Genomic DNA, 13,237 nt, shown 5'->3' on the forward strand with positions numbered 1-13,237 from the left:
GCCGATCGCTGCTCCTGCCCAGCCCGGCCGGCCCCTCCGCGTGGGCCGGACAGCCCCTCCGGCGCGTTCTAGCCGATGCACCCGGCGCGGCGCCAGCCCTCCCCGGCGGACCGGGCGCGACCGTACTGTTCGAGCGTGACCCACCGGAACGACCTGCCCGCTCACGCGCCCGCAGGTCGAAACGGACGGCGGTTCCGGCCGCCGGTCGTGACCACCGGAGGAGGACCGCGCGATGAGCGCTGACCGTCAGGGGAATGCTCGAGACACGCTCGCTAAGCTGAGCAGTCGGTCCGTCGCGGAAGTGACGGACCATCACCCCCGACGTCGGGCATCCGCAGACCGCACATCGGCGTCTCCCGGACTGCCCGAGAACAATCCCCTGAGGAGTCTCGTGGAGACCTGGCCCGGAACCGCCTACCCGTTGGGCGCGACGTTCGACGGAAGCGGCACGAACTTCGCCCTGTTCAGCGAGATCGCCGAGCGCGTCGAGCTGTGCCTCTTCGAGGAGGACGGCACCGAGACGCGCGTCGAGATCCAGGAGTCGGACGCCTACGTCTGGCACTGCTACCTCCCGCAGGTCCAGCCGGGCCAGCGCTACGGCTTCCGCATCCACGGACCGTACGACCCCGATGCCGGCCACCGCTGCAACCCGAACAAGCTGCTGCTGGACCCCTACGCGAAGGCGATCTCGGGGGAGATCGACTGGGACCAGTCACTCTTCTCGTACACCTTCGGCGACCCGGACTCGACGAACGACGAGGACTCGGCGCCGCACATGATGATGGGCGTCGTCATCAACCCCTTCTTCGACTGGGCCGGTGACCGCCGCCCGCGCACCTCCTACGACAGCACCGTGATCTACGAGGCGCACGTGAAGGGGCTCACCAAGACGCACCCCGACGTGCCGAAGGAGCTCCGCGGCACCTACGCCGGAGTCGCCCACCCCGCGGTGATCGACCACCTCAAGCACCTGGGCGTCTCGGCGATCGAGCTCATGCCCGTGCACCAGTTCGTGAACGACTCCACGCTGATGGACAAGGGCCTCTCGAACTACTGGGGCTACAACACGATCGGCTTCTTCGCACCGCAGAACACCTACTCCTCCACGGGCGACCAGGGCCAGCAGGTCCAGGAGTTCAAGAGCATGGTGAAGGCGCTCCACGCGGCCGGCATCGAGGTCATCCTCGACGTGGTCTACAACCACACGGCGGAGGGCAACCACCTCGGCCCCACCCTGTCGTTCCGCGGCATCGACAACGAGGCCTACTACCGCCTCGTCGACGACGACAAGCGCTACTACATGGACTACACCGGCACCGGGAACACCCTGAACGTGCGCCACCCGCACTCGCTCCAGCTCATCATGGACTCGCTGCGCTACTGGGTGACGGAGATGCGCGTCGACGGCTTCCGCTTCGATCTCGCCTCGGCGCTGGCACGCGAGTTCTACGACGTCGACCGGCTCTCCACCTTCTTCGAGCTCGTCCAGCAGGACCCGGTGGTCTCGCAGGTGAAGCTGATCGCCGAGCCGTGGGACGTCGGGCCCGGCGGCTACCAGGTGGGCAACTTCCCGCCCCAGTGGACGGAGTGGAACGGCAAGTACCGCGACACGGTCCGCGACTTCTGGCGCGGCGAGCCGTCGACGCTGGGGGAGTTCGCCTCGCGCCTCACCGGCTCGGCCGACCTCTACGCGCACTCGGGCCGCTACCCGGTCGCCTCGATCAACTTCGTCACGGCGCACGACGGCTTCACCCTCCGGGACCTGGTCTCGTACAACGAGAAGCACAACGACGCCAACGGCGAGGACGGCAACGACGGCGAGTCGCACAACCGCTCCTGGAACCACGGCGTGGAGGGGCCCACGGACGACCCGCGGGTGCTCGCGCTCCGGGCGCGCCAGCAGCGGAACTTCCTCGCGACGATGCTGATCTCCCAGGGCGTTCCGATGATCCTCCACGGCGACGAGCTGGGCCGGACCCAGAACGGCAACAACAACACCTACGCCCAGGACAGCGAGCTGACCTGGATCGACTGGGCGCACGCCGACCGGCCGCTGCTCGAGTTCACCGCGGCGCTCATCCGCCTGCGCGCCGAGCACCCGACCTTCCGCCGCATGCGCTTCTTCGACGGCCGCCCCGTCCTGCGCGGCGACGGCGAGCCCCTGCCCGACATCGTCTGGTTCACCGCCGCCGGCACCGAGATGTCCCCGTCCGACTGGGACTCCGGTCTCGGCCGATCGGTGGGCATCTACCTCAACGGCAACGGGATCCGCGAGCGCGACCAGCGCGGGCGCCCCGTCACCGACGACAGCTTCCTCCTGTACTTCAACGCCGACGACGTCGACGTCGAGTTCGCGATCCCGAGCGACGAGTACGCGCTCGAGTGGAGCGTCCTCGTCGACACCGCCGGCGCCGAGGCGGACTCGATCCCGCGTCCGGCGGGGGCGATGCTCACCGTCCAGGCGAAGTCGCTCGTCATCCTCCAGGAGCACAGCACCCCCGAGCCCGAGGTCGACCACTCGGTCGCCGCCTCGCTCGCGTCCCTGGCGGCCACCTCGGCCATCCCGATCGTCTCCTCGACGGGACCCACCAGCCCCCACGCCGAGTCGACCGACTCCGCGACCGCACCCTCGACAGGAGCCTGACGTGCGTCTGCCCGCCTCCACCTACCGCCTCCAGATCCGGTCGGCGTTCGACCTCGACGACGCCGCCCGCGTCGCCGACTACGTGCGCGCGCTCGGAGCGGACTGGCTGTACTTCTCGCCGCTGCTGAAGGCCGAGCCCGGCTCGGACCACGGCTACGACGTGGTGGACCACACCGAGGTCGATCCCGACCGCGGTGGCGCGGCCGGCCTGGCGAACGCCTCGGCCGCGGCGCGGGCGGAGGGCCTCGGCGTCCTCATCGACATCGTCCCCAACCACATGGGCGTCGCGACCCCGAGCGAGAACTCGTGGTGGTGGGACCTGCTGAGGAACGGGAAGTCCTCCCGCTACGCCACCGCCTTCGACATCGACTGGGAGGCGGGGGGCGGGAAGCTGCGCGTGCCGATCCTCGGCGACGGTGCGAGCGAGGGCGACAGCGACAGCGAACTCGACGCGCTCGAGGTCGTCGGCGACGAGCTGCACTACTACGAGAACCGCCTGCCGATCGCGCCCGGCACCGCCGAGCCCGGCGACTCCGGCCGCACGGTGCACGCGCGCCAGAGCTACGAGCTCGTGAACTGGCGCCGCGCCGACGCCGAGCTGAACTACCGCCGCTTCTTCGCGGTGAACACCCTCGCCGCCATCACGGTCGAGCGGCCCGAGGTGTTCGACGCCTCGCACGCCGAGATCGTCCGCTGGTTCACCGAGGGGCTCGCAGACGGCCTGCGCGTCGACCACCCGGACGGCCTGGCCGACCCGGGCGGATACCTCGACGACCTGGCCCGCGCGATCGGCGGCGCCCCGGTCTGGGTCGAGAAGATCCTCGAGGGCGACGAGGAGCTCCCGCCGCACTGGGCGACCGTCGGCACCACGGGCTACGACGCCCTGGCCGACGTCGACCGCATCCTGGTCGACCCCGACGCCCGCCCCGTGCTGGAGGGCCTCGACGCCGAGCTCACGGGGAAGGGCGCCCCGCTGCAGTGGGCCGACCTCATCCACGACACCAAGCGCGGCATCGCCGACGGCATCCTCCGCTCCGAGGTCCTGCGGCTGGCCCGCCTGATCCCCGGCATCGAGGGAGCGGACGACGCGCTGGCGGAGCTCCTGGCGACCTACCCGGTCTACCGCAGCTACCTCCCCTACGGAGCGGAGCACCTCGAGCACGCCCGCGTCGACGCCGTGCGCCGCCGTCCCGAGATCCGCGCGACCATCGACGAGGTCGCCGCGGCGCTCGGCGAGACCGGCACGCCGGTGTCCGTGCGCTTCCAGCAGACCTCCGGCATGGTGATGGCGAAGGGCGTCGAGGACACGGCGTTCTACCGCTTCAGCCGCCTCACCTCGCTGAACGAGGTCGGAGCGGACCCGGACGAGTTCGCGATCGACCTGGTCGAGTTCCACCGCCGCAAGGCCGTGCGCCAGGCCTCGTTCCCCGCCTCGCTCACCACGCTCTCGACCCACGACACGAAGCGCGGCGAGGACACCCGTGCCCGCATCACCGCACTGGCCGAGGACCCGGAGGCGTGGGCGGCGACGCTCCGCGAGCTCCACGCCCTCGTCGGCTTCGGCGACGGCCCGATCGAGCACCTGCTCTGGGAGGCCGTCGTGGGGACCTGGCCCGCGAGCCGCGAGCGCCTGCACGCCTACGCCGAGAAGGCGTCGCGCGAGGCCGACGACTCGACGCACTGGACCGCTCCTGACGAGCAGTTCGAGAAGCGGATGCACGCGGCGATCGACGCGGCGTTCGACGAGCCCGCCGTCCGCCGGCTGGTCGAGCAGACCGTCGAGCGGGTGTCGGCCGCCGGCTGGTCGAACGGCCTCGCCGCGAAGCTCGTGCAGATCACCGCCCCGGGCATCCCGGACGTCTACCAGGGCAGCGAGCTCTGGGAGACCTCCCTCGTCGACCCGGACAACCGCCGCGAGGTCGACTTCGGGCAGCGTCGAGCGCTGCTGGAGCGGATCGACGGCGGCTGGAAGCCCGCGATCGACGCCGAGGGAGCCGCGAAGCTCCTCGTCACCTCGCGCGCCCTCCGGCTCCGCCGCGACCGCCCCGAGCTGTTCACCCGCTACGCCGCCGTCCCCGCGATCGGGCCCGCCGCCGAGCACGCGATCGCCTTCGACCGCGGCGGCGCGCTGACCGTCGCGACCCGGCTCCCCGAGGGCCTCGCCGCTTCGGGCGGGTGGAACGGCACGGTCGTGGTCCTGCCCGGGCACCCGATGGAGGACGTCCTCACCGGCCGCACCTTCGCGGGAGGAGTGACTCCGGTCGCCGAGATCCTCGCCGACTACCCCGTGGCACTGCTCGCCCCGGTCTCCTGACCGGTTCCGCACCGCACCGCAGACCGATCCGACCCCTCCTGGAGACAGCAGTGATCAGCACGACTCCCTACCGCTACGCACTCCCGACGACCGGGCCCGAGCGGTTCGACGTCTGGGCCCCCGAGGCCTCGACGGTCGAGCTCCTTCTCGGCGACGACTCGTCGCTGACGATGACCCGCCACGGAGACGACGGATGGTGGCGGGCGCCCGCGTCGGCCCCGGCCACCGGCGAGGTCGACTACGGGTACCGGGTGGACGGCAGCGGTCCGCTGCCGGACCCCCGCTCGCTTCGCCAGCCGAAGGGCGTGCACGAGCTCTCGCGCACGTTCGACCCCTCGGCGCACGAGTGGGGCGACTCCGCCTGGACCGGGCGCGAGCTCGCCGGCGCCGTCATCTACGAGCTGCACCTCGGCACGTTCACACCCGAGGGCACCCTGGACGCGGCGGCGGAGCGCTTCGAGCACCTGCGCTCGATCGGCGTGGACTTCATCGAGCTGCTGCCGGTCAACGCGGTGAACGGAACGCACAACTGGGGCTACGACGGCGTCCTCTGGTACGCCGTGCACGAGCCGTACGGCGGACCCGAGGCGTACCAGCGCTTCGTGGACGCCGCCCACCGTGCCGGCCTCGGCGTGGTCCAGGACGTCGTCTACAACCACCTCGGCCCGAGCGGCAACTACCTGCCGGAGTTCGGCCCGTACCTCAAGAACGAGAAGGCCAACACCTGGGGCAGCTCGATCAACCTCGACGGCGAGGGTTCGGACACCGTCCGCGGGTACATCATCGACAACGCTCTGATGTGGCTGCGCGACTACCACGTCGACGCCCTGCGCCTGGACGCGGTGCACGCCCTCTCGGACGAGCGGGCCGTGCACGTGCTCGAGGAGATGGCGAGCGAGGTGGCCGTGCTGTCGGCCCACGTCGGGCGCCCTCTGACGCTGATCGCCGAGTCCGACCTCAACGACCCGACGCTGATCACTCCGCGGGAGGCGCACGGCTACGGGCTCGACGCGCAGTGGAGCGACGACTTCCACCACGCGGTCCACGTCGCGCTGACCGGGGAGACCACGGGCTACTACGAGGACTTCGCGCCGCTCGGCGCCCTCGCGAAGGTGCTGACCCGGGGCTTCTTCCACGACGGCACCCTCTCGACGTTCCGCGGCCGTCACCACGGCCGTCCGGTGGACACCGAGCACATGCCGACCTGGCGCCTGGTGGTCTGCAGCCAGAACCACGACCAGATCGGCAACCGGGCGGTCGGCGACCGTCTGACGGCGTCCCTCGACGAGGGGCGTCTCGCGATCGCCGCTGCTCTGACGCTGCTGGGCCCTTTCACTCCCATGCTGTTCATGGGCGAGGAGTGGGCGGCGTCGACACCGTGGCAGTTCTTCACCTCGCACCCGGAGAAGGATCTGGGCGAGGCGACGGCGAAGGGCCGCATCGAGGAGTTCGCGAAGATGGGCTGGGATCCGGAGGTCGTGCCCGACCCGCAGGACCCGGAGACGTTCCTGCGCTCGCGGCTCGACTGGTCCGAGGTCGGGGAGGGGCGTCACGCCCGCACCCTCGAGGTGTACCGCGAGCTGGCGGCGATCCGCCGCCGCTACCCCGAGCTGACGGACCCGCGCTTCGGGTCGCTCCGCGTGGAGTTCGACGAGGAGGCCCGCTGGCTGACTCTCGGCCGCGGTCGGGTGACCGTGGCGATCAACGTCGGCGAGTCCGCCGCCCGCATCGCCCTGCCGGAGGTGGCGGAGACGCTTCTCGGCGTCGGGGAGTACGCGGTGCAGCCCGGGGACACCGAGGTGGATCTCGGCGCCTCCTCGCTGCTGGTGACGCTGAGCGCCTGAGCGCCTGAGCTCCTGAGCTCCTGAGCTCCTGAACTCCTGAACTCCTGAGCTCCTGAGCTCCGTGGCGGCAGGCTGTTCAGGTGGCCGGCCGCCGATGTCCTGAACGGCCGCCTCGGGCCCGAGCGCTCAGAGCGTGACCGCGGCGTACTCCGTCGCGGTCACGACCCGCACTCCCTCGTCGTGGACGAGCAGGAGCGCGCGGAGGGGGATGGCCCGCTTGTGGCACGCCGCCGCCAGGTGACGGGCGAGGACCCGATCGGTCTCGCCGAGGAAGGCGCGCCCGGGACGTTCCAGGGCGAAGGCGAGGGAGCCCACGTCCTGGTGCGCCACGGCCTTGGCGAGGGTGGCGACGATCCGCTCGGTCTTCTCCTCGTCGGGGTGCACGGGGAGTCCGTCCACCGGGTAGAGGATCGGCAGCTGCACGCCGTCGCGGTCGAGGAAGATCGGCCACAGGGCCCGGCGGTAGGCCGGTCCGATCAGCGAGGAGACGCGCTCGCGCAGCTCGCGGTCGTTCAGGAGCGGCGCATCGAGGTGCGGAGCGGGAGCGGCGTGGTCGAGAGTGGTCATGGTGTCGCTTTCTCGTGGGCGAGCGGGCGGTGCCGCTGAGGGGTCATCGGAAGTTGCGGGAGGTGGTGCGAGCGCCGACCGTGAGGGTCTCGAACCTGTCGGCGAGGAGGTTCGTCACCCCCTCGTCGGAGCGCTCGAGTATCCCCCTGACCAGCAGGGCGGGTGCCTCGCGGGCCACGCGGCGGTAGCGGTTCCATACTCCGACGGAGCAGATCACGTTGAGGATCCCGTGCTCGTCCTCGAGGTTGAGGAAGGTCACTCCACCGGCTGTGGAGGGACGTTGGCGGTGGATCACGACCCCGCCGACCTCGATCCGGGTCCCCGAGGGGATGCCGGGGAGATCGGCCGAGGAGCGGGCGCCGCGGCGAGCGAGCCCCTCGCGGAGGTGGCGCAGCGGATGGTCGTCGGGCGAGATGCCGGTGGCCCAGAAGTCGAAGACCACGCGCTCCTGAGGGGAGAGCATCGGCAGGAGCGGGGGCTGCACGACGACCGTGGAGCCGGCGAGGAACTCCTCGCGGTCGCCTGCGGCGGTGCCGGCCTCCCAGAGCGCCTGCCGACGCTGCAGACCGAGCGAGTCGAAGGCGCCCGCGGCGCCGAGGGCCTCCAGCTGAGCCGCGGTCGTACCGACCCGACGCGAGAGGTCGGCCATGCTCGCGTAGGGTCCGCCGCGTTCGCGCTCGGCGACGATGTGCTCGGCGAGCGCGGTGCCGATGCCCTTCACCCCTGCCAGCCCGAGCCGGATCACGAAGCCGCTGTCGCGCCTGTGGTCGTCCGTGTGGAAGTGCTCGGTGCGGTCGAACAGTCCCGTGGGCGGCTGATCGGCGCGGAGGCAGTCGTCGCTCCCGTAGGCGGCGCCGCCCCTCCGGCGTGCGGGGGCGTCCTCCTTCGCCTCGAGCCCGGGAGGCGCCAGGGAGCGGTTGACGTCGGGCGAGACGACCTCCACTCCGTGACGCCGGGCATCGGCGACCAGGGTGTGCGGGGCGTAGAAGCCCATGGGCTGCGCCCTCAGCAGCGCGGCGGTGAACGCGGCGGGGTAGTGCAGGCGGAGCCAGGCGCTCGCGTAGACCAGCAGGGCGAAGCTGATCGCATGGCTCTCGGCGAAGCCGAAGTTCGCGAAGGCCTGGATCCGGAGGTAGATGTCGTCCGCGACCTCGCCCGTGATGCCGTTGCGGGCCATCCCCTGGTAGAGCCGCTCGCGGAGGGTCTCGATCTTCTCGGTCCCGCGCTTGGACCCCATCGCCCGGCGCAGCAGGTCGGCGTCCTCCGCATTGCAGTCGCCGACGGCCACGGCCACCTGCATGAGCTGCTCCTGGAAGAGCGGCACGCCGAGGGTGCGCTTGAGCGGCGTCACGAGGAGGGGGTGCTGGTACGTCACCGGCTCCTCGCCGAGCTTGCGGCGGATGTAGGGGTGGACCGCACCGCCCTGGATGGGGCCGGGGCGGATGAGCGCGACCTCGATCACCAGATCGTAGAAGCGGCGAGGCTGCAGCCGGGGGAGGGTGCCCATCTGCGCCCTGCTCTCGACCTGGAACACCCCGATGGAATCGGCGCGGCAGAGCTGGTCGTAGACGCCCTTCTCCTCCCGGGGGAGGGTGGAGAGGTCCCACTTCTCGCCGACGTGCTCGGCGACGAGGTCGAACGTGTACTGCAGGGCGGCGAGCATCCCGAGCCCGAGGAGGTCGAACTTGACCAGGCCCATCCAGGCGCAGTCGTCCTTGTCCCACTGCAGGACGGTGCGGTCCTCCATCCGAGCGGGCTCGATCGGGCAGACCTCGCCCACGGGCCGGTCGGTCAGCACCATGCCGCCGGAGTGGATGCCCAGGTGCCGGGGCGTGCCCAGCACCCGGGTGGTCAGGGCGACCACGTCCTCGGGGATGTCGTGGTCGGTGCTCTCGGTGACGGACCCCCACCGCTCGACCTGCTTCGACCAGCCGTCCTGCTGCCCGGCGCTGTATCCGAGGGCCTTGGCCATGTCGCGCACGGCGAACTTGGGCCGGTAGGTGATGACGTTGGCGACCTGGGCCGCGTTCAGACGTCCGTACTTCCGGTAGACGTACTGGATCACCTCCTCGCGTCGCTCCGAGTCGAAGTCGACGTCGATGTCGGGCTCCTCGTCGCGGATGCTGGAGAGGAACCGCTCGAACGGCAGGTCGTAGAAGATCGAGTCGACCGCCGTGATGCCCAGGACGTAGCAGACCGCCGAGTTGGCGGCCGAGCCGCGTCCCTGGCAGAGGATGCCGTTCCGCTTGGCGTAGTGGACGATGTCGTGGACGATCAGGAAGTAGCCCGGGAAGTCCTTCTGCTCGATCACCGCGAGCTCCTTCTCGAGGCGCGCGAGGACGTCGGCGTCGGCGCGGGGGTACTTGGCCGGCACGGCCTCGCGCACGAGCTCGCGCAGCCAGCTCATCGAGGTGTGCCCCTCGGGGACCTCCTGGCGCGGCAGCCGGGGCCGGACTCGGCCGAGCCCGAAGGCGATCTCGTCGGCGACGCGCACCGTGTTCTCCACGGAGCCGGGGTAGCGGCCGAAGCGCTCGGCCATCTCGGCGCCGGAGCGCAGGTGGGCGCCGCCTGCGGCGGGGAGCCAGCCGTCCATCTCGTCGAGGCTCCGGCGTGCTCTGACCGCGGCGAGGGCCGTCTGGAGGGGGCGCTCCTCCGGCCGGGCGTAGTGCACGTTCCCGGTGGCGACCGTCTGCAGCCGGAGCTTCTCGGCGATCGCCGCCAGCTGGTCGTTGGCGCGCGAGGCGAGGGGATCCCCGTGGTCGTACAGCTCCACGAGGACGTTGGCGGGACCGAAGAGCCGGACGAGCTCGCGGACCTCCCGCTCGGCCGCGGCCACTCCTGCGGCGGCGAGCGCTTGACGGACCGCTCCCTTGCGGCAGCCCGTCAGCACGATCCAGTGGCCGTCGGCGGCGCGCGCGAGCTCCTCGAGGTCGTAGCTCGGCTTGCCCTTCTCGGCTCCGGCGAGCTGGGCGGTGGTGATCGCACGGGCGAGGCGGTGGTAGCCCTCCTCGCGGCGCGCGAGGACGAGCAGGTGGGTCCCCTCCGGATCGGCGACCCCGTTCTGAGGCGAGGTGAGCCCGATCGAGAGCTCGGCTCCGAAGGCCGTGCGGACGGCGTGCCCCTGCGCGGCCTCGGCCATCCTCACGATGCCGTAGAGGCCGTCGTGGTCGGTGAGCGCGAGAGTGTCGATGCCGAGCCGGACCGCTTCCTCGACCAGCTGCTCCGGCTTGCTCGCCCCGTCGAGGAAGCTGAAGTGGGAGTGGGCGTGCAGCTCGGCGTAGGGCACCGGATGAGCCGGCGGCCGGACGTCGTCCCCTGCCACGTAGGCGGGGCGCTTGTGCGACCAGGCCGGACTGTCGCCGCCGTCGCCCCGGACGACCGTGCCGTCGGCGCGCTTGCCGCTGGAGAGGCGGCGCTCGAACTCCGACCAGGGGATCGGCGGGTTGTTCCAGCCCATCGGGGCTCCTTCGGTGCTCGTTCGCGGTGGTGGAGGGATGCTCCGGTTCAGTCGTAGCGGGCCTCTGCTGCCCAGACCCCGTCGAGGCAGAGCAGCAGCCAGGCGACACCGGCGGCGTCGACCACCTGGAAGCGGTCGTAGCGGACGGCGGTGCTCGTATCCCACCAGCGCTCGTCGATCGGCCAGGGACCCGCCCATCCGGCGAGGGGCTCCAGTCGTGCCTGAGAGGTCCCGGGGGTGAAGTAGGCGGGCACGGAGCTGAGGGCGCCGCGCTCGTCGACGGCGACGGGTTCGCCCCTCGGTCCGCGGACCAGCACGGCCGCGGGCTCCGCGAAGACCGTCGGCGGGAGGGGCGGCGGCAGGGAGCCGGGCCAGGGCAGGGTCCTCGGCCGTGCGTCGCCCGGCTCCCGGTCGCCCCAGGGGATCAGGTGCTGGCGGTCGCGGAGGGATCGACCCCCTCCGATCGACGCGGTCATCACGGCCTCGTGCCCGAGCATGCTCTGCACGCGGCTCAGCCCGTGGTGGACGCGCTCCTCCGGAGCGGTGCCCCAGAGACCCTGCTCGTGGTTGCCGATCGCGTCGACCGCCTCGGGCTCGACGCACAGCCGCGAGATCGGCGCTCCGAGACCGGTGTCGATCTCCCCGCTGCCCTGCAGCTGCCAGCGGACCCGGTCGAGCACGTCGCCCGGGGTGAACCATCTCGGGTGCAGCCAGCTCCGGGAGGAGACCTCACCGCGCTCGCTGACGACCTCGATGCGGATGGCGGTCGCGACCAGCTGTGCGCGGGTGAGCCCGGCGACGAACTCCTCCGCGGGGACGCGGAAGGCGAAGGCGGCCTGGTCGATGCGGTCCAGAGGGGGCTCGAACTCCATCGCCCGGTCGAGGCGCTCCGGCGGGAGCCGGGGCACCACCGTCTCCGACTCCGCACCGGCGGCGAGGAGGTGCGCGTGGGCGCCCTCCGGTCCGAACCGGGCGGCGACGTCCTCGCGAGGGAGGGCGGCGAAGGCGCCGAGGGTGCGGACGCCGAGCCTGCGCAGGAGCGCCACCAGGTCGTCCCCCCGGCGGGGAGCACGGGCAGGGGCAGCGACGGACTCGGTCTCGAGGGCGTCGAGCGGGAGAGGAGCGAGGAAGCCTGCCGCTGCTCCTGGGGGCACGACGGCGACGGGGCAGCCGGAGTGCTTCGCGGCGAGCTCGGAGGCGAAGAGCCCGTCGGCGATCCCGATGCGGGCGTCGGGGAGACCCAGCTCGGCCAGCCGCTGCAGGATCGCCTCGGCCGCGCTCTGCTCGCTCCCGTAGTAGCGGCGCGGACCGCGGGCGCGGATCGCGCACAGACCGGGCCGGATCAGCTGGACGCCCGGGGTGATCTCCTCGAGCGCCTGGATGAGCGGCTCGAACGCCCGGTGGTCGAGCACCGGGTCGTACGGGAGGACGGCGAGACCCGTGCAACGGGACTGCGCCTCGCGCACGCGCATGCCCCGCCGGACCCCCTCCGCCCGAGCAGCGGGGGAGGAGGCGAAGACCAGGCTCTTCTCCGTGAGGGCCAGGGGGTGCCCGGCGCCGAGGCCGGCGTCGGCGGCGGCCGCAAGGAGGGGCCAGTCGGGGCACCATACGAGGATCGTCCGCCGCAGCTCGGGTGCGCTCGCCATCTCAGACCGCCCGCTCGTGCAGGCGGCCGTGCTCGACCCGGGAGCCGAAGGCGCTCTCGACGCCGGGCATGCTCATCCGCACCGTGCGCACCCGGGTGCCGGCCCGGCCGACCACATCGACCATCGCCTCCCGGGAGCGCAGGTAGCCGTGGCCGTCGCCGAGCCCCTCCCAGCGGCTGCTGCGGATGCTGAGCCGCGCCTCGGCCTGGGGCCACTCGCCGAGGACCACGAGCGCGGCACCCCGCTGGCGCAGTCGTGCTCCCAGACGTGAGACGTCGGTCGAGGAGACGGAGGCGGGCGGACGGGTGAGCACGACGGTCAGCACATCGACCAGAGCGGCGGTGACGGTGAGCCAGTGCTCGGCCGGTGCGGGCACGAGCACCAGGCGCTCGAGGTCGATCCCCATGCCGGCCGCGGCCTCGGCCCCGAACTCCGGGACGCCCACCACGCCGCACCACGAGCCCTCGGCGGACGGGCCGGCCAGCAGCCCCATCGCCAGACTCATCGAGCCCTCCACCGAGTAGGCGGCACCCTGCTTGAGCGAGCCGCCCGGGAGCACGGAGGAGAAGGCCGGCAGGGTGGCGAGGCTCCTGGTCTCGAGAGTGGTCGCCTGCATGTCCCGGATGCGGGACTGCAGCTCCTTCACCGACGCGAGCTGCCGCAGAAGGGGCTCTGCGGCCTCGGCCGTCTCCGCGGAGACGAGGGATGAAGGGGGGCTCATCTGCCCATGTTCGAACATGTGTTCGAGTATGTCAATCGCCACCG

The 13,237-nt window shown here is 71.9% G+C and carries 7 protein-coding genes; 3 read left to right on the forward strand and 4 right to left on the reverse strand.

Annotation, left to right across the window (positions count from 1 at the left end):
• Positions 1-391 precede the first annotated feature (391 nt).
• From glgX to treZ, 3 genes are read left to right on the forward strand one after another with little or no spacing between them, the layout of a single operon-like run.
• A complete protein-coding gene (gene glgX, locus C5C33_RS06215) occupies positions 392-2,644 on the forward strand; it encodes a glycogen debranching protein GlgX (RefSeq protein ID WP_104260690.1) in 2,253 nt (750 codons plus the stop codon).
• A gap of 1 nt (position 2,645) precedes the next feature.
• On the forward strand, positions 2,646-4,958 hold the full coding sequence (gene treY / locus C5C33_RS06220) for a malto-oligosyltrehalose synthase (RefSeq protein WP_104260691.1): 2,313 nt from the start codon (positions 2,646-2,648) through the stop codon (positions 4,956-4,958).
• Between the two features lie 50 nt (positions 4,959-5,008).
• The gene (gene treZ / locus C5C33_RS06225) at positions 5,009-6,802 is read left to right on the forward strand and encodes a malto-oligosyltrehalose trehalohydrolase (RefSeq protein WP_258069189.1); all 1,794 of its coding nucleotides are present in this window, start codon (positions 5,009-5,011) and stop codon (positions 6,800-6,802) included.
• A 126-nt stretch (positions 6,803-6,928) separates the two neighbouring features.
• Here treZ and C5C33_RS06230 read toward each other — a convergent pair whose 3' ends face one another.
• From C5C33_RS06230 to C5C33_RS06245, 4 genes are read right to left on the reverse strand one after another with little or no spacing between them, the layout of a single operon-like run.
• Positions 6,929-7,369: a hypothetical protein gene (locus C5C33_RS06230; protein ID WP_104221992.1), complete on the reverse strand. Its 441-nt coding sequence runs from the start codon at positions 7,367-7,369 to the stop codon at positions 6,929-6,931.
• Positions 7,370-7,412: 43 nt separating this feature from the next.
• A complete protein-coding gene (locus C5C33_RS06235) occupies positions 7,413-10,826 on the reverse strand; it encodes an error-prone DNA polymerase (RefSeq protein ID WP_104260692.1) in 3,414 nt (1,137 codons plus the stop codon).
• Between the two features lie 47 nt (positions 10,827-10,873).
• Entirely contained in the window at positions 10,874-12,472 is a 1,599-nt protein-coding gene (locus C5C33_RS06240) for a DNA polymerase Y family protein (RefSeq protein ID WP_104246818.1), read from the reverse strand.
• A gap of 1 nt (position 12,473) precedes the next feature.
• Positions 12,474-13,193, reverse strand: coding sequence for a hypothetical protein (locus tag C5C33_RS06245; protein ID WP_104246819.1), 720 nt, complete (start codon positions 13,191-13,193; stop codon positions 12,474-12,476).
• Between the last annotated feature and the right edge of the window lie 44 nt (positions 13,194-13,237).

Source organism: Rathayibacter sp. AY1H3 (genome assembly GCF_002932015.1).